Raw genomic sequence first — 16950 nt, 5'->3', positions numbered from 1 at the left:
CGGGTAATTATAGAGATTTACTGGCTAGTCACCTGAGGTACTAAAGGTGGCATGGGGCAGTCCAAACTGTCTGCTACCGCTCGCAGCAATTCGATCTCTTCCGCCATGATAACGCCATTGTGGTTCAGGGTATGTACCATGGCTTTTAGCAAGGAGGGCTTCTGTAAAGGCTTCATCTGGCTGGCTATCGCGATGGCTTTATCCAGGTGCTGCAGGCCGATATCTTTGCGGCCCGGCAGTGGAGTCACTTCCAGCTGTAAAAACTTGAGCCCCTGCTCGTAGGCGCGCTTTGCCGGTAGGTATTCGCTATTACCCGCATGGGCAATGGCCGCAATTAGGAAGCGAGCGGCATCTTTACTGGCCCCTTTCTTGTTGGAAAGACGCTGCCGATCGGGTGTATCCTCCAAAGCATGCATCAATACCCGGTACAGGGCCCACTCCCAAATTTCAATCTTTCCATCACTGCGCAGCAACTTAATCAGGTTTCGCTTAAATACCTGATACTGCTGTGGGACCAGTGCTTTGAGTGCAGGCACGCAGAGATCCAATAGCGGCAGGCGCGCATTGTCGGGCAGGGCTTTTAGTTGCGGCGTCAGCTTCTGTAGTTCTCTCACTACCGCGGGGTGGGCGATTTTCTTCAGCAGCACCTCTTGGGCTTGCCGCTCGTTCTCATCCTTGTGCAACAACAGGTGGTAAACCAAAGCGCGCGCGACAAAGGGATCGTGAGCGGCTTGCTGGATGGGGGAGGGGATGGATTCTAGTAGCTGACGGCCATATTGCACTTGTTGCTCACTGGGGCAGGCAATACTGTTGTCTACCGCTTCCAGGGCCACTTGAAAGGGTGTGGGTTCTACGACACCTGCCACTGCCACCGGTGCAGGGTTCATTTTTCTCAATTGAGATTGCGCAGTGGAACTGCTGTCGCTGGGGTAGTGGCCATTCCAACTGGGCTCTAGCCGCGCTATGCGTTCGGCCAGGGGAGGGTGGCTGGCGAACAAGTTGAAAAATGAGCGTTTTAGGCCGCTGGCAAAAAACATGTGGCTGAATTCCGCCGCTCTGCCGCTGCTGAGGTTTGAGCCGGCGCTGTAGCCGCCAATTTTCTTGAGGGCGTTGGCAATGCCTGCGTTGTTGCGGGTGAACTGGACCGCAGAGGCATCTGCAAGATATTCCCGTTGGCGGCTTACAGCGGATTTGATCAGGTTGCCGAGTAATGTGCCCGCGTATCCCACCGCCATCAGAGCTAGGCCCAAAGCAAATAGGGGAATACGGCCGCGGTTATTACTACTGCTAGGGTAGACACCGCGCACCAGCCAGTGCCCCAATAGGCCAATAATTAGTATGCCATTTAACAGGCCGACGATGCGGATGTTCAGGCGGGTGTCGCCATTCAGAATATGGCTGAATTCATGGGCCACCACGCCCTGCAGCTCGTCTCGGTTGAGCTGTTCAATGCAGCCACGGGTGAGACCGATCACCGCATCGTTGGGCTTATAGCCGGCGGCGAAGGCGTTGATGGCTGGATCTTCAATCAGGTAGACATCCGGCACTGGGGTGCCGGAGGCGATGGCCATTTCTTCCACTACATTCAGGGCGCGCTGTTCGGCAGGGCCCTGAGGGGCGATATTGAGTTTGCGCCCGCCCAGCGACTCCGCTACCGCTTTGCCGCCGGCTGCCAGCTGCTGCATTTTGTATAGGCTACCCAGGGCCACGATAGCCACAATGGTGAGGGCTATATAGCCCACCGTCTGCCAGCCGAGCAGCTGCTCGATCGCCAGTGGGGAAAAAGCCTGGCCGCGGGAATACGAAACCGCAGCGGCAGCCACCAAGGTGGTCAATCCAACCAGCAGAATTAGCGCCAGCGCGAAGAGTCCGACTAACAAGCCGCTGTTGCGCCTGGCCTTATCCTGGTACTCGAAGAAGTTCATCGCTTAAAACTCGATTCGCGGTGCTACCTGGATGGCTTCGCTGTCGGCAAACTCCAGTAAGTGGCCGTCGGTGCGGTGACCAAAGAATCCTGCCAGTAGAACGGGGGGAAAGCTCTGTTTGTAGATGTTGTAATTGGTGACCGCGTCGTTAAAGGCCTGGCGGGCAAAGGCAACCTTATTTTCGGTGCTGCTCAGTTCCTCGTTGAGCTGCATCATATTCTGGTTGGCCTTGAGGTCTGGATAGGCTTCCATAACCGCATTGAAGCGGCCCAAAGCGCTGTTTAGGGCACTTTCAGCACGCCCGAGGTTGTCGATCGCGTTGGCGTTGGAAGGGCTGGCTGCCGCGGCTTTCAGGTCGCTAATGGCGGTGTTGCGTGCACTGACCACCGCTTCAAGGGTGTCCCTTTCATGCTTTAAATAGCCCTTAGCGGTTTCCACTAGATTGGGGATCAGATCGTGGCGGCGTTTAAGCTGCACCTCGATCTGGGCGAAGGCATTTTCATTGCGATTTTTTAGGGATACCAGCCGGTTGTAGATGCCGATTCCGTAGAACAATAGTGCGGCTAAAACAACCAGAACGACGATGCTTGAAATCTCCATAATTCCCTCGCCACTTTTTCTTGTGATTGGCGTCGATAGTAACATGCCCTCCGTGGCAATCGAGACGTATTGCCGTGGGGTTCTGGCGAAGCGGGGTATGGCTTCGGCTATAATGCCGCGACATTAAAAACAATTGCCGCCACGACAGGGATGGCGGCGCTGAACTGGGAGCAGACAGAATGAGCGATGTAACTTCAGATCCGGTAGTGATCGTTGGGATGGCACGCACCCCAATGGGTGCCATGCAGGGGAGCCTGTCGGCCTTGAGTGCGCCGCAGCTGGGCGCCGCGGCCATTCGTGCGGCCCTGGAAGACGCCGGTGTATCCCCTGCCGATGTCGATGAAGTACTGATGGGCTGTGTGCTTCCGGCCGGTGTCGGGCAGGCGCCTGCCCGCCAAGCCTCCCTGGCGGCGGGTATTCCTGAGGGTACGCCCACCACCACAGTCAACAAGGTCTGCGGTTCCGGTATGAAGACAGTGATGATGGCCCGCGATGCACTGCTTCTGGGTGAGGGGAAAATCATCGTTGCCGGCGGTATGGAGAGCATGAGTAATGCCCCCTACCTGCTGCCCAAGGCCCGTTCCGGCATGCGTCTGGGACACGGTGAGGTCAAGGACTCCATGTTCCTCGACGGCCTGGAGAATGCGGCAGACGGCAAGTTGATGGGCACCTTCGCCGAGAGCACGGCCGAAAAATACGGTTTTACCCGCGAGGAGCAGGATGCTTTCGCACTGGAATCCCTAGCCCGGGCCCAGGCGGCCATCGAGAGTGGCGGCTTCGCTCGCGAGATCGCCCCGGTGACCATCGCTTCCCGTAAGGGAGAAGTAAAGGTCGATACCGATGAAGCCCCCGGCAACGCCCGCCCAGATAAGATTCCCCAGTTGAAGCCGGCCTTCCGCAAGGATGGCACTGTCACCGCCGCCAACTCCAGCTCTATCTCCGACGGCGCCGCCGCCCTGGTGCTGATGCGCAAGAGCGAAGCGGAGAAGCGCGGTCTCAAAGTGTTGGCGGTGATCAAGGCTCAGGCTCAGTTTGCCCGCGAGCCCGAGTGGTTCACCATCGCTCCGGTGGGCGCCATGCACAAGCTGCTGGAAAACTCCGGTTGGTCCGTCAGCGATGTAGACCTGTTTGAAATCAATGAGGCCTTTGCTGTGGTGACCATGTCGGCTATGCGCGAGCTGGATCTGCCCTGGGAGAAGGTCAATGTGAATGGCGGCGCCTGCGCACTGGGGCATCCTTTGGGCGCGAGCGGTGCCCGCATCCTGACTACCCTGTTGGCGGCGATGGAAAAGCGCGATGTGAAAAAAGGGGTGGCGAGCCTCTGCATCGGTGGCGGTGAGGCCACAGCGGTAGCGATTGAGCGGGTATAAGTTCCGCGCGATAGTTTGAAATAAAAAACGGAGGCTTTTGCCTCCGTTTTTTTTACGCTTGTTCTTTTTGACCGATATCACCAGACTCTTATTCTGGCCTAGCTGCAGTAGCGCGCAGTGGGTGTGCTGTTAGTTGATATATTCCACCGCTTTCACCACTTTCTGTACCCCGCCAATCGAGCGGGTGAGGTCTGCCGCGCGCTCGGCTTCGGCCGGGGTGAGCAGGCCCATCAGGTAAACCACTCCATTTTCCGTCACGACTTTAATGCGTGCACCATCAATTTCTTTGTGGGCGAGTAGGTTGGTTTTGACTTTGGTGGTCAGCCAGGCATCGCTGGTAGAGGCGAGAAAGGTAACTTTGCCGCGAACCTGGGTTTCATTGTAAACCTGGCGAACATTTTGTACCTGGCTCGCCGTGCGCCCGGCGAGCAGGCGCAGTTCCTGATCGGGCACTTGGCCTGTGAGCAACACCACTCCATTGAAGGAGGTTACATCGATATTTGAAGTCTTCAGGTCCGGGTGGGCTTTATTGATATTGACCGTCACTATGGTTTCGATTCTCTCGTCATCGATATAAGTGCCCAGTGAGCGCTTGCCGGGGTCCTGTTCGATAGGGCCATCGTGGGTGGCCTCCATAACAGTGCTGCAGCCACCGAGCAGTGCGGTTGCGGCAAGGGCAGAGAGAAGGCGTTTTCCCAAGGAAAGCTGGTTATTTTTCATGGTTCAGTCCTCGTAGCCACCAAAAAGGCTGCTGTCGATAAGATCACACAGGCAGAAAATAGTCAGAAGGTGCACCTGGTGTACCTCAGCTGCGACATCAGAGGGCACGCGCAGTTCAATATCGTGTGTATCGAGCAGGGCTGCGCAATCGCCGCCGTCGCCGCCGGTCAGCGCCAGTATGCCCATATCGCGATCCCGTGCAGCGCGCATAGCTTGCACCAGATTGGAATCGCGACCATCGCTGCTGATAATCACCAAAAGGTCACCGGGTTGCCCAAGGGCGCGCACCGGGTGGGCAAAGGTATCGGCACTGCCGTGATTTTGCGCAACGGTGCCCATAGAGACACCGTCACTGTTGAGAGCCATGGCTGGCAGGCCTGGGCGTTCGCGTTGGAATCCGCCGGTAAGTTGCGAGCAGAAGCTCTGTGCCAGGGCGCCGCTGACCCCATTGCCGCAGAGCAGCACCTTGCTCTCTGCCAGCAGTGTGTGCACCACCATCTCACTGGCTTCCGCAATCAAAGGCGCCAGTATTTCACCGGCGTTCATGGTGGCTTCCAGGCTGTGGTGAAAAAGGGTTACGACTCGCTGTTCCATTGTGTCCTTAATACTGGCGAACTGGGGTTCGCCATACTTGGCAAGGTAAATCTCGGTTTTGCCTCAAGCTTCGAAGGCGTTTTTAATCCACTGAATGTTTTGCGCATCGCCCTCTATAGCAAGGACATCGAAGCGGCAGGGACAGTCCAGTTTGTGTTGTTGCAAATAGCCGTGGGCGGTGGCGAGCAGTTTCTGTTGCTTGCGAATATCCACACTGGCTCCGGCCCCGCCGAAACGGTTGTTGCGGCGAAAGCGCACCTCCACAAACACTACAGTATCGCTTTCACGGGCGATAAGGTCTATCTCTCCGTGACGACTGCGGTAATTTCGCTCGATCAGGGAGAGCCCGGCACGCTGTAAATAACGTGCCGCGGCGTCTTCCATGTGGGCGCCGATACTTCCCGCAGAGCCTTTAAAAAGTTTCACTATTTTCCGGTTGCAGGCTGGTTTGACGGGATGGCAGCTGGGGTTCCATGGTGGTAACCGGCACTGGTACGCCTTTTTCAATTTGTGCCCACATCTGCTCTCGCACTACACGGCCATCCGCGCTCAGGCTCAGGGCGCCGGTGAGACCGTACACTTTCTGCTCGGGGAATTGGCGCAACATGGGTAGGCGGGGATAGAGGCGGAAGGCATCGGCACCCAGGGCGTAAAGGCGGGCAAAAGCCGGCGGTGGGGCCGCCTGCTCTTCGATATCCCGCTTGGTCTCACTGTCTTCAAACAGCCAGGGCAGAGCAGTAAAGCGCACACCGTTGATATCGCGATCGCGATTTGGGTTGGCCTGACCGGCAAACACATGGGACGTGGCATAGACCGGCAGATCGCCGGCATAGTAGTAGGTCAACATCGGGTTGAGTTGCCGCGCCTGTTGCGGCAGGGCGGTAACGAAGACCATATCGACATCACCGCGCCTGCGCGGAGTGAACTCCAATGGGGCGGACAGACGTCCCTGCAGAGCCTTCTTCCGTGCCTTGCTGTCGGGAATCAGCAGGGCATCGCTGACCAGGTCAGCAAATTTACTGTTATTAGTGAAGGTTTTATTGATGCTTACAGAGCCGCCGAGCTGCTGCCATTCCTCCGCAAAGGTTTCGGCACCGCGCTGTCCCCAGCTGCTATCACTACTCAAGACCATTGCCTGGCGGTGTCCCTGGCGGTAGGCGTGGCGAGCGATCTGGCGGGCTTCATCCTCGACGGCGAGGCCGAATTGAACCAGATCACCTGTCAGGCGACCCTGATCGCCGTAGTTAAGGGCGAGGGTGGGAACCGGCAGTTTTTCGGTGGCCAGAAGATTGGCGACCTTGCTTTTATCGAGCGGGCCGATAATGAATTGAGCTCCCGCATCCACCGCACTTTGATAAACCTCTTCGAAAGGTTGTTCGGTGCCGGTGTCGTATACCATGACACGGGGCGTTGCCGAGCCCGCCTTCAGAGCGGTGTAGTGCGCGGCCATAAAACCGTCGCGGATCGCGCGACCGGCACTGCCGAGTGAGCCGCTGAGGGGGAGCAATAGGGCGATGCTGTCGGCGCGTTGCGCCGCCAGGCGTTCCAGTAGTTGCAGCGCCTGGGGTGGATGGGTGTTGGCGCTGTGTGCCGGCCAGCGCTCGCGCCAGCGGCTGAGTGAGGTAAGTTGAGTGCTGATGTCGGCCTGGGTGTCGCGCCCTAGTAGCGCAAGCTGGTACCAGCCGCGCATTTGAGTGTCGCTGCTGTTATTGGCACGTTGTTGCAGTTCGCTGGAGGGCAGCTGGGTGAGAAGCTGCCAAAAGCCGTTATTGTTCTCGGTGATGCTTTCATCAGATTTGGCCAGGTAGGAAATCTCGCGGCGCTCAGAAATAGCGCTATCTAAATCCCCTAAAAGTCCCCATAGGTCAGCGCGCAAGTTGCGCAGCGGCAGGATTGTGTCCTGTGGCAGTCGCGGCCAGACATCATCGAGTCGCGGTGAGGTTGCCAGATCTAAAGCTTCGAAGAAATCGTCATTATCGACTAGGAGATGGCCGTATACCTGGGCATAGCTGGCAAAGAGGGTGTTATCGAGCTGTTCGGGATTTATTTTGGTTACTGCCTCTTTGGCCGTCTCTTTGTCGCCCAGCTCGTATAGAATAGCCGCCGCCTGCAGGCGCTGTTGATCCCTGGCGGGTGTCGGCAGAGTATCTGCACGGCGCAACAAGCGCACGGCGTCGCCGCGGCTGATCTGTTGGTTCGCCGGATAAGTGGGCTGGTAGGCCCCGGGGCGTGAGGCCGGAGTCTGGCAGGCGGCCAGGGCCAATGTCAGGGCGGCGGCAGCCACGCTGGTGATCACAGTAGAGGTGCGCCGGGAAGAGGCGGACATATTCTTCTCCCGCAATATTTATATTTGGAGTGAACAGCTATGGGGCCGGATCAGGCGCTGCTATACATTGTTGCTACGCCCATCGGTAATTTGGCCGATATGGTACCGCGAGCGATTGAAGTTCTACAATGTGCCGATCTGGTTGCGGCAGAGGACACACGTCACAGCCAGAGACTCTTTTCCCATTTCAATATCGAAACGCCCCTGATGGCGTACCACGATCATTCCGATGACAAGCGCACCGGCCAGATACTACATCGCCTGGAGCAGGGGCAAACGGTAGCGCTGATCTCCGATGCCGGCACACCGCTGATATCCGACCCTGGTTACCGCCTGGTGCGCGAGGCGCGCGAGCGGGGCATTCGCGTAGTGCCGATTCCCGGTGCCTGTGCTTTTGTCGCGGCGCTGAGTGCCGCCGGCCTGCCCAGTGATAGGTTTAGCTTTGAGGGCTTCCTGCCTGCCAAAGCGGGCCCTCGTGAGCGTGCACTGCAGGAGCTGGCGGGTGATAATCGCACTCTGGTTTTCTATGAAGCGCCCCACCGGGTCGCCGATACCTTGCAGGCTATGGCGGAGATCTTCGGTGCCGAGCGCGAAGCCGTCATTGCGCGGGAAGTGAGTAAGGCCTTCGAGACGTTCCAGTTGATGCCCTTGGGGGAGTTGGTGGACTGGGTGCGTTCCGACAGCAATCAACAGCGTGGTGAAATTGTATTGCTGGTGCGCGGGGCTGAGCGTCGTCGCGACACTGAGTTGGACGGTGAGGCGCAGCGGGTGATGACTCTGCTGTTGGCAGAGTTACCGCCGAAAAAGGCCGCCGCCATTGCTGCGGAGATCACCGGTGTGAATAAAAAGACCCTGTATAACTGGAGCCTTCAGCAAAAATAAGGCGCGGTCTTTTACTGCTGAGGGAAAATGCCTGTTGCATTCCGGCTGTCGCCTCTTTACTCTTCGCCGCGAGCTGGCCGGGCAATCGCTGTCGCCTTGTGTGATGGAGGAAAGTCCGGGCTCCATAGGGTGGAACGCCAGGTAACGCCTGGGGGGCGCGAGCCTACGGAAAGTGCAGCAGAGAGTAGACCGCCGATGGCCTCCCTTGATTTCGGTCTGGGGAAGCACAGGTAAGGGTGAAAGGGTGCGGTAAGAGCGCACCGCGCGACTGGTAACAGTTCGCGGCACGGTAAACCCCGTTCGGAGCAAGACCAAATAGGCCCTCTATAGGTGTGACCCGCACTGAGGGCGGGTAGGTCGCTTGAGGTGTCTGGTGACAGGCATCCCAGATGAATGGTTGTCCTCGACAGAACCCGGCTTACAGGCCAGCTCACATAATTCTAAAGCCCGGCATCCGCCGGGCTTTTTATTTTGCTCCCTCTAACTCAGCAGAGCTTCCTTGGCGGCGAATAGAACGGATCCGGCTCCATTTTTGACCGTGGCGCGCTTACTGGTGGAATGGCGGCTAGTTTAATATGGTCGATTATTTTGTAAGTGAGCGCTCGCACTATTTTGTTGCTATGTGACAGTGATTTTTGTGCCAATACTCCCATCTGGCCTGCAGACCCCGAATTTACTGGGGTTTGTGCCGACTTTGCGGTCGATTTCCTTGACTTTGTGTCGACCAGTTTTATAGTGTCGAAAGTGGGGAAAAGTGGAAATTCGTGGAACTTTGTGGTTTATTCGTCGCCGGTAAGTGGGTATTTACACAGCGCGGCGTAAATTTGAATTTTTCCCGCTATCGGCCTGTTGGAAAAGGGCTTGTCGCGACTAGCGCACAGCAGAGCGAGTGAACTCACAAAGTGTATTTGGGCAGCCATGCAATCAATATGGACGCCAAGGGGCGTCTGGCGATACCGGCAAGGGTCCGTGACCGCTTGCTGGAAGAGTGCGCCGGTTGCCTGGTGGTCACAGCCCACACTGAAGAGCGCTGCCTGCTGGTTTACCCGGCGCCACAGTGGCAGCAAATTTTGCCAAAAGTGGAAGCGCTTCCCAGCTTCAACAAGGTGGCGCGTCGGGCGCAGCGGCTTTTGATCGGGTATGCCTGTGAGCTGCAGGTGGATGGCAACGGCCGTGTATTGATTCCCCCCACCCTGCGCGAATATGCGGGGCTGGAGAAAAAACTGATGCTCGTGGGGCAGGGCAAGAAATTAGAACTTTGGAGCGAGGAACGCTGGATGTCCTGGCTCGATGATAGTGAAGACGAGGAGGGAATGCCCGAGGAAATGGCTTCCCTCTCTTTATAAGGAGTACACCGGGTGTCTCAAGAATTGCATCGCAGTGTGTTGTTGCGCGAGGCCGTGGACGCTCTGGTAACTGACCCGGAAGGTTTCTATTTAGATGGAACCTTTGGCCGCGGCGGACACAGTGCCGCGATCCTCGAACAGTTGGGCCCCAAAGGGCAATTGTTGGCTGTGGATAAAGACCCCCAGGCGATTGACTATGCGCAGCAGCGCTTTGCCGGTGAATCGCGGTTTTCTATTTGGCACGGCTCCTTTGCCGATATGGATCTCGCCGTTGGCGAGAGGGCGGGAAGTGTCAACGGGATCCTGCTGGACTTAGGGGTTTCATCGCCCCAGTTGGACCAGGCTGAGCGCGGCTTTAGTTTTATGCAGGACGGGCCACTGGATATGCGCATGGACACCAGTCGGGGTATCAGTGCCGCACAGTGGGTGAATAGCGAAGCCGAAGACGAAATGGCTCGGGTATTCAAAGAGTATGGCGAAGAGCGTTTCGCGCGGCGAATGGCTGCTGCCATCGTTCGCCGCCGTGCCGAGAAACCTTTCGAGCGCACCTTGGATTTTGCTGAGGTGGTCAAGGCGGCCAACCCGGCTTGGGAAAAGGGTAAGCACCCGGCGACCCGGGTCTTTCAAGCGATTCGTATTCATGTGAATGGCGAGCTGGATGATCTGCAGAGTACCTTGGAAAAATCTCTACAGTTGCTGGCGCCGGGAGGGCGGCTGGTGATTATCAGCTTCCACTCCCTGGAAGATCGTATGGTCAAGCGCTTTATCCGCGACAAGGAGCGCGGGCCAAAATTGCCCCGCGGGCTTCCGGTGATGGATAGCCAGATTGCTAAGCCCTTGCGCTCACTGGGTAAAGCGATCAAGGCCAACACCGTTGAGGTGGATGAAAACCTGCGTTCGCGCAGTGCGGTAATGCGGGTTGCCGAAAAGTTGGCTGAGAGTTGATCCGGTGCCTATCAGGTCGCTTCTCGGCATAGCTGTGCTCTGGCTGGGAGCAATCGCCTCGGCTTTGGCAGTGGTGTATTCGACCCAGCGCAGCAGGGAGCTGACTGCGGAGCTGGGCCGGGCACAGAAGACACGCGATGAATTGCGCTATGAGCAGGAGCGCCTACTGCTGGAGCGGGGAGCCTGGTCCGCTTATAGCCGAGTGGAAAAAGTGGCGAGGGAAGAATTAAAAATGCATATGCCGAGCCCCTCGGAGCAGGTATTGGTTCCGGCTGAGTAGGGTTAGGGCTAGGGCAAAAGTAGCTCAGTGGCCCTTTTATTTATGCGTTTTTTGTTCGTTTTGTACGGAAACGGTGCGCGCTAAAAGTTGAGTATGGCGACACGAAATAATCATAAGAAATGGTGTGCTGGAACGCTATTGGGGGTGCTGGTCAAGCATCCCCGCTAAGAGGTTGGCCCTCAGGATGACAATATAACGCCAATTGGAAAATTATGGGCGCAGTTAAGAAAAAGCAAGTTCAACCGGGAATCGCTCGCTGGCGCTTTGTGCTGGTGGCGGCCCTGCTGTGCCTGCTCGCCCTGGTATTGGTGTCGCATTTAGCCCGATTACAGGTCGTGCCCGCGGCGGAGCGGGGTTACCGATTCCTGCAGGATCAGGGCCGCGCACGGACTATTCGCACCGAAGAAATTGCCGCGTACCGAGGTTCGATTGTTGATCGCAACGGTGAATTGCTGGCGGTTAGCACCCCGGTGCACAGTCTCTGGGCCAATCCCAAACTGCTGCGTGAAAGTAGTTCTGAACAGATAAGCCAACTCGCTAAAGCGCTGGAGATAAAAGCGGGTAAGTTGGCCGCGCGTCTGGAAAAATATCGCAATAAAGAGTTTATGTATCTGCGCCGCCACCTGACCCCAGAGCAGGCGGAACGGGTGCTGTCCCTCGATCTAGCTGGTGTCTACAGCAAAAAAGAATACCGCCGTTTTTATCCTGCTGGTGAAGTGGTCGCTCAGTTACTGGGCTTTACCAATATCGATGATCGTGGCCAGGAGGGCATTGAACTCGCCTACGACAGTTGGCTGTCCGGTGAGCCCGGAGCGCAGCAGGTGGTTAAGGACTTGAAAGGCCGCACCGTGCAGGAACTGGCTATTCAACGCGAGGCTCAGCCCGGTCAGGAGTTGCGCCTGTCGATTGATATGCGCCTGCAATATCTCGCCTACCGGGAATTAAAGCGTGCTGTAGCAGAAAACGGTGCCGCCTCCGGTTTTATGGTCATTCTGGATACCCACAGTGGGGATGTCCTCGCCATGGCCAACCAGCCTTCTTTTAACCCCAATAACCGCAAGGGGGTCAAAGCTGCGGCTATGCGCAATCGCGCTTTGATAGACCAGTTCGAGCCGGGTTCCACGGTAAAGCCCCTAACAGTATTGGCGGCTTTGGAGAGCGGTCGCTATAAGCCGAACACCCAGATAGATACCAGCCCGGGTTATATCCGTGTGCCGGGTAAAACCCTGGTCGATCCAGTCAACTACGGAAAATTAGATCTAACCAGCATCATTACCAAGTCCAGCCAGGTGGGTATTACAAAAATTGCCCTGGATTTGGAACCAAATACGCTGCGGGAACTCTTTTACCGCTTGGGCCTGGGGGAGGCAGTTGGTAGTGGTTTTCCTGGCGAGACACCGGGAATCCTGCCCAGCCGCAGTCGCTGGCACCCAATCGAGCGGGCCAATTTTGCCTTCGGCTACGGTTTAACAGTGAATGGGGTGCAGCTCGCCCAGGCCTACAGCGTGTTGGCCAATGGGGGACTCAAGCGCCCGGTTTCCTTGATTTTATCGGGTGATCAGCCCGATACGGAAACCCAGCGGGTAGTCGAGGGGCCTCTCGTTAAAGATGTGACTGCAATGCTGGAGACGGTAATTGGCAAGCGTGGTACTGGCCGTCAGGCAGCCGTTGAGGGCTATCGCGTAGCTGGCAAGACCGGCACTGTGCACAAGGTTGGTAGTGGAGGCTATGCCGATAATCGCTACCGCTCAGTATTTGCGGGTTTTATTCCCGCGGACAAGCCGCGCCTTGCTGCGGTTGTAGTAATAGACGATCCCAGTCACGCCAAGTACTACGGCGGTGAAGTGGCAGCGCCGGTGTTTGGCGCTGTGATGTCTGGGGCTATGCGCCTGCTGCAGGTACCGCCAGATCTTAAGGAGTCGGCGGAACGGCAACTGGCCGCGCAGTTAAGCGAAAGGGGTTCAAAATCGTGACTCAGCGCGAACATTCTTTTATTTCCCTGCAGGAATTGGTACCCGGATATGCGGGTATTCCCGATGTGCCTGTGAGTGGTGTGGCTTTGGATAGTCGCAAGGTGAAAGCCGGCGATGCGTTTATGGCATTGCGTGGCTCTGTCGTGGATGGGCGTGAATATATTGATGCCGCAATAGAAGCGGGTGCAGCCGTTGTATTGGCGGATGGGGACAAGCTGGAGTGCAAAACCCATAGGGATATTCTGGTGGTGACTGTGCCCGGACTTGCCAAACGTGTGGGGGAAATCGCCGCACGCTTTCACGGCAATCCCAGTGGAAAAATGCACTTGGTAGGCGTCACCGGCACCAATGGTAAAACTACTTGTGCCTATCTCACTTCGCAGTTATTGGCTCGGCACTTCGGCAGTGCCGCCCTGATTGGCACTATCGGTAATGGCATCTGGAACCAGGGAGCGATTGAGCTTCAAGAGACCGGCCTTACCACTCCCGACCCCGTCCGTTTGCAAGAAGACTTTGCCGGTTTTTGCCAGCGCGGAGTGGGTGCTGCGGCGATGGAAGTTTCTTCCCATGCCCTGTCGCAGGGACGGGTGCACGGCCTTATTTTTGATACTGCAATTTTTACCAATCTTTCCCGCGATCACCTGGATTATCACGGCAACATGGCCGCCTACGGGGCCGCCAAAGAGAAGTTATTTGGTCTGCCAAAATTAAAGCGCGGCATTATTAACCTGGATGATCCCTTCGGAGCGCAACTGGCGGAACGCTGCAGGTTACGCGGCTTGCGTGTATTGACTTATGGTTTGCAGGCGGGCGATTTGCACGTGACAGATTTGCGCCGTCACGAAAAAGGGTTTTCTGTTCAGCTCAACTCCCCATGGGGCAGCGGTGAACTCAATGCGTCCCTGATCGGCGACTTCAATATTTACAATGCCCTCGCAGTCGTGGCCGCCGCTGCTTCGGCGGGCATGCCGTTCGATGAAATCCTTGCGGCTTTTCCCTCCATTCAAGCGGTGCCCGGGCGCATGGAGCGGGTGCAGGTTGAGGATGCGGATGAGGTGGGTGTGCTGGTCGATTATGCCCACACTCCAGATGCCCTGCGCGCGGCACTCGCCGCTGCACGGCCTTATTGCCGCGGCAAATTGTGGTGTGTGTTTGGCTGTGGTGGCGATCGCGATACCGGCAAGCGCGCCTCAATGGGACGTATAGCTTCGGAAATGGCCGACCGCGCTATTGTCACTAGCGATAATCCGCGCAGTGAAGAGCCGCAAAAAATTATTGACGATATCCTCGAAGGTGCCGCCAGCAATATCGAAGTGGAAATTGATAGAGCCAAAGCTATTGGCCAGGCAGTAGCTGCCGCACAACCGGGAGACATAGTGCTGATTGCCGGTAAAGGCCATGAGGATTACCAGATTATTGGCAGTGAAAAAATTCACTTCTGCGATCGCGAGCAGGCCGCTGCTGCGCTGCTCCGGCGTATGGGCAAGTCCCTTAATGTTGAAGGAATAAAGGGGGAAGCCCAGTGATCGGAGCGCTGAGTTTAAAACAATTACAGGAACGCTTCGGTGGCGAGTTGGTCAATGGCTCGGTGGCGTTTTCCGAGGTGTGTACAGACACTCGCAAGTTAAATTCCCAAGCGTTGTTTGTTGCATTGGTGGGTGACAATTTCGATGCCCATGATTTTGTTGGCGAATTGGATGGGCAGGCTCTTGGCTTGGTTGTGGATCGGGAGGTGCCGGGCTGCAGCCTGCCTCAGTGGCGGGTAGAGGATACCACCATGGCACTCGGCCAGATTGGTCTCCTGTGCCGTGAGCAGTTCAGCGGGCCAGTAATTGCGATTACCGGTTCCTGTGGCAAAACCACAGTCAAGGAAATGCTGTCGGCGATATTTTGTCAGCGTCATACACCCTGTGTGACTAAGGGCAACCTAAATAACCAGTATGGCCTGCCGATAACACTTTTTAGTCTCGGTAAAGAACACGATGTACTGATTCTGGAAATGGGCGCTAATGGGCCGGACGATATTGCTTATCTATGCAGTATCGGCAAACCGCAAATCAGTGCCGTCAACAATGTCATGCCCGCGCACGTCGAGGGATTTGGTTCTATTGATGCCATTGCCAAGGCTAAGGGGCAAATCTATACCGGCTTGGATTTTGGCGGTACCGCAATTATCAATGCCGATGACAATTACGCAGACTATTGGCGCGGACGCATGCCCGAAGGCGTGCGCACGCTAGAGGTAGGCCTTGCCAGCCAGTGTGAGATCTATGCGGAAAATATTGCGCTGGATGAGAGTGGTTGTGCTGGATTTGATTTGGTGATCGAAGGGCTTGCCCATCCGCTGCAACTTCAACTTTTGGGTGAGCACAATGTGCACAATGCCCTGGTAGCGGCAGCCTGTGCTTTTGCTGCGGGAATATCGGCAGCAGAAATTGTTCAGGGGCTTTCCAACCTGAGAGTTGTCGACGGTCGCTTGCAGGAACAACGCGGCATTGGTGGGGCTACGATTATTGACGATAGCTACAACGCGAATCCGGGTTCTGTGGGGGCGGCTATCGAGCTATTGGCGCAGCGATCGGGTAAGCGAATCCTGGTGCTCGGGGATATGGCTGAACTGGGTCCTGATGCCGAGGATATGCACCGAGGTGTCGGGGATCTGGCACGGGAGCGCGGCCTCGATGCGCTATTTACTCTGGGCCCATTGGGCACTGCCGCCAGCTTGGCATTTAACCAGGGACATAATGCGCCCCTACAAAATTATCGGGAACGGGAGCCGTTGATTGCGGCCTTGTCCCAGGAATTAGATAACAACACCACCGTTTTGGTGAAGGGTTCTCGTAGTGCCCGTATGGAACTGGTCGCTCAGGCCCTGCTTGGCAACAGCAGAGGGGAGTCGTAATGCTGCTTTGGCTGGCGGAATTATTACAACAACATGTGAGCGCCTTCTCGGTGTTCAACTATTTAACCGTTCGCGCAATTCTTGCGGCCCTAACCGCGCTGGGGATTTCCTTGCTCGTTGGCCCGCGCATGATCAACTGGTTGAACCACTTACAGGTAGGTCAGGCGATCCGCGACGATGGTCCGGAAACCCACTTGAGTAAATCCGGTACGCCCACAATGGGCGGTACCCTGATTCTTGCTTCAATTTTTGCTTCAGCACTACTGTGGTCCGATCTTGGCAATCGCTACGTGTGGGTCACATTACTGGTGACTTTTGTCTTCGGCGCGGTAGGTTTTGTTGATGACTATAAAAAGGTTGTTCACAAAAACCCCCGCGGTCTCATTGCCCGTTGGAAATATTTTTGGCAGTCCATTGCCGGTCTGGGTGCAGCCATTTATTTATTTATGAGTGCGACCAGTCCGGCGGAAACCCAGTTCTTTGTGCCTTTCTTTAAGGATGTCGCTATTAACCTGGGGCCGGTCACTTTTATTTTGCTGACCTACTTCGTGGTGGTGGGTTCCAGTAATGCGGTAAACCTGACCGATGGCCTCGATGGCTTGGCAATTATGCCCACGGTGATGGTAGGCGGAGCATTGGGCATTATCGCTTATTTGTCCGGGCACGCGGAATTCGCCGATTACCTGCATATTCCTGCAATCGCTGGTGCCGGGGAGCTCGCCGTATTTTGTGCCGCTTTGTGTGGCGCCGGCCTTGGTTTCCTGTGGTTTAACACCTATCCGGCCCAGGTATTTATGGGAGATGTGGGTGCTCTGGCACTGGGGGCGGCACTGGGTATTATCGCGGTGATCACCCGCCACGAAATTGTGCTGTTTATTATGGGTGGCGTATTCGTGATGGAGACCGTCTCGGTAATCTTGCAGGTAGCGTCCTTCAAGTTAACTGGCAAGCGTATTTTCCGCATGGCGCCGCTACATCACCATTTTGAATTGAAAGGTTGGCCCGAGCCGCGGGTAATTGTTCGTTTTTGGATTATTACCGTAATTCTGGTTTTGGCTGGACTGGCAACCCTGAAACTCCGATAAAA

At 56.3% G+C, this 16950-nt stretch carries 15 protein-coding genes and 1 other RNA gene; 10 read left to right on the top strand and 6 right to left on the bottom strand.

Translation table 11 applies throughout. The features are described 5' to 3' along the window. Nucleotides 1-17 precede the first annotated feature (17 nt). Together ACJJID_RS12250 and ACJJID_RS12245 are read right to left on the bottom strand one after the other, a co-directional pair. Nucleotides 18-1925 (bottom strand): M48 family metallopeptidase, encoded by a 1908-nt coding sequence (locus ACJJID_RS12250; protein ID WP_444919728.1) that lies wholly within the window; start codon nucleotides 1923-1925, stop codon nucleotides 18-20. 3 nt (nucleotides 1926-1928) lie between these two features. Continuing rightward, the gene (locus tag ACJJID_RS12245; RefSeq protein WP_444919727.1) at nucleotides 1929-2525 is read right to left on the bottom strand and encodes a LemA family protein; all 597 of its coding nucleotides are present in this window, start codon (nucleotides 2523-2525) and stop codon (nucleotides 1929-1931) included. 179 nt (nucleotides 2526-2704) lie between these two features. Between ACJJID_RS12245 and ACJJID_RS12240 the strand changes: the two genes are divergently transcribed. Further along, entirely contained in the window at nucleotides 2705-3895 is a 1191-nt protein-coding gene (locus tag ACJJID_RS12240) for a thiolase family protein (RefSeq protein ID WP_444919726.1), read from the top strand. 129 nt (nucleotides 3896-4024) lie between these two features. On the opposite strand, the gene ACJJID_RS12235 is transcribed toward ACJJID_RS12240, so the two are convergent. The 4 genes from ACJJID_RS12235 to ACJJID_RS12220 form a co-directional block, all read right to left on the bottom strand. Continuing rightward, a complete protein-coding gene (locus ACJJID_RS12235) occupies nucleotides 4025-4615 on the bottom strand; it encodes a BON domain-containing protein (protein ID WP_444919725.1) in 591 nt (196 codons plus the stop codon). A gap of 3 nt (nucleotides 4616-4618) precedes the next feature. After that, on the bottom strand, nucleotides 4619-5209 hold the full coding sequence (locus ACJJID_RS12230) for an SIS domain-containing protein (RefSeq protein WP_226645585.1): 591 nt from the start codon (nucleotides 5207-5209) through the stop codon (nucleotides 4619-4621). Nucleotides 5210-5272: 63 nt separating this feature from the next. Next, nucleotides 5273-5635, bottom strand: a complete 363-nt coding sequence (locus ACJJID_RS12225) for a YraN family protein (protein ID WP_444919724.1) — start codon at nucleotides 5633-5635, stop codon at nucleotides 5273-5275. Further along, nucleotides 5622-7535 carry a penicillin-binding protein activator gene (locus tag ACJJID_RS12220; RefSeq protein ID WP_444919723.1) on the bottom strand — a complete coding sequence of 638 codons (1914 nt, stop codon included), beginning with the start codon at nucleotides 7533-7535 and terminating at the stop codon, nucleotides 5622-5624. The genes ACJJID_RS12225 and ACJJID_RS12220 overlap by 14 nt, the downstream gene beginning before the upstream one ends. Before the next feature lie 39 nt (nucleotides 7536-7574). On the opposite strand from ACJJID_RS12220, the gene rsmI reads away from it, so the two are divergent. The 9 genes from rsmI (at nucleotide 7575) to mraY (ending at nucleotide 16948) form a co-directional block, all read left to right on the top strand. Next, the gene (rsmI, locus tag ACJJID_RS12215; protein WP_444919722.1) at nucleotides 7575-8417 is read left to right on the top strand and encodes a 16S rRNA (cytidine(1402)-2'-O)-methyltransferase; all 843 of its coding nucleotides are present in this window, start codon (nucleotides 7575-7577) and stop codon (nucleotides 8415-8417) included. A gap of 69 nt (nucleotides 8418-8486) precedes the next feature. Beyond that, an RNA gene (gene rnpB / locus ACJJID_RS12210) (RNase P RNA component class A) lies at nucleotides 8487-8854 on the top strand. 465 nt (nucleotides 8855-9319) lie between these two features. Then, nucleotides 9320-9763: a division/cell wall cluster transcriptional repressor MraZ gene (gene mraZ, locus ACJJID_RS12205; protein WP_152454525.1), complete on the top strand. Its 444-nt coding sequence runs from the start codon at nucleotides 9320-9322 to the stop codon at nucleotides 9761-9763. A gap of 12 nt (nucleotides 9764-9775) precedes the next feature. Beyond that, a complete protein-coding gene (gene rsmH / locus ACJJID_RS12200; protein WP_444919721.1) occupies nucleotides 9776-10708 on the top strand; it encodes a 16S rRNA (cytosine(1402)-N(4))-methyltransferase RsmH in 933 nt (310 codons plus the stop codon). 4 nt (nucleotides 10709-10712) lie between these two features. After that, nucleotides 10713-10988 (top strand): cell division protein FtsL, encoded by a 276-nt coding sequence (gene ftsL / locus ACJJID_RS12195; protein WP_152454523.1) that lies wholly within the window; start codon nucleotides 10713-10715, stop codon nucleotides 10986-10988. Nucleotides 10989-11200: 212 nt separating this feature from the next. Further along, nucleotides 11201-12961 (top strand): peptidoglycan D,D-transpeptidase FtsI family protein, encoded by a 1761-nt coding sequence (locus tag ACJJID_RS12190; protein WP_444919720.1) that lies wholly within the window; start codon nucleotides 11201-11203, stop codon nucleotides 12959-12961. After that, nucleotides 12958-14487, top strand: a complete 1530-nt coding sequence (locus tag ACJJID_RS12185; protein ID WP_444919719.1) for a UDP-N-acetylmuramoyl-L-alanyl-D-glutamate--2,6-diaminopimelate ligase — start codon at nucleotides 12958-12960, stop codon at nucleotides 14485-14487. The genes ACJJID_RS12190 and ACJJID_RS12185 overlap by 4 nt, the downstream gene beginning before the upstream one ends. Continuing rightward, nucleotides 14484-15863, top strand: a complete 1380-nt coding sequence (locus tag ACJJID_RS12180) for a UDP-N-acetylmuramoyl-tripeptide--D-alanyl-D-alanine ligase (RefSeq protein WP_444919718.1) — start codon at nucleotides 14484-14486, stop codon at nucleotides 15861-15863. Before ACJJID_RS12185 ends, ACJJID_RS12180 begins: the two co-directional genes overlap by 4 nt. After that, the gene (gene mraY, locus ACJJID_RS12175; protein ID WP_444919717.1) at nucleotides 15863-16948 is read left to right on the top strand and encodes a phospho-N-acetylmuramoyl-pentapeptide-transferase; all 1086 of its coding nucleotides are present in this window, start codon (nucleotides 15863-15865) and stop codon (nucleotides 16946-16948) included. Before ACJJID_RS12180 ends, mraY begins: the two co-directional genes overlap by 1 nt. The last annotated feature ends 2 nt before the right edge of the window (nucleotides 16949-16950 follow it).

This window comes from Microbulbifer sp. CnH-101-G, from assembly GCF_052466775.1.
This window is presented reverse-complemented; position numbering and strand designations above follow the sequence as displayed.

Bases quoted from the DNA above. Each gene is read 5' to 3' on its own strand.
- ACJJID_RS12190 (WP_444919720.1), top strand. From the start codon at position 11,201: ATGGGCGCAGTTAAGAAAAAGCAAGTTCAACCGGGAATCGCTCGCTGG.
- ACJJID_RS12235 (WP_444919725.1), bottom strand. From the start codon at position 4,615: ATGAAAAATAACCAGCTTTCCTTGGGAAAACGCCTTCTCTCTGCCCTT.
- rsmI (WP_444919722.1), top strand. From the start codon at position 7,575: ATGGGGCCGGATCAGGCGCTGCTATACATTGTTGCTACGCCCATCGGT.
- ACJJID_RS12250 (WP_444919728.1), bottom strand. From the start codon at position 1,925: ATGAACTTCTTCGAGTACCAGGATAAGGCCAGGCGCAACAGCGGCTTG.
- mraY (WP_444919717.1), top strand. From the start codon at position 15,863: ATGCTGCTTTGGCTGGCGGAATTATTACAACAACATGTGAGCGCCTTC.
- ACJJID_RS12240 (WP_444919726.1), top strand. From the start codon at position 2,705: ATGAGCGATGTAACTTCAGATCCGGTAGTGATCGTTGGGATGGCACGC.
- ACJJID_RS12245 (WP_444919727.1), bottom strand. From the start codon at position 2,525: ATGGAGATTTCAAGCATCGTCGTTCTGGTTGTTTTAGCCGCACTATTG.
- ACJJID_RS12230 (WP_226645585.1), bottom strand. From the start codon at position 5,209: ATGGAACAGCGAGTCGTAACCCTTTTTCACCACAGCCTGGAAGCCACC.
- ACJJID_RS12220 (WP_444919723.1), bottom strand. From the start codon at position 7,535: ATGTCCGCCTCTTCCCGGCGCACCTCTACTGTGATCACCAGCGTGGCT.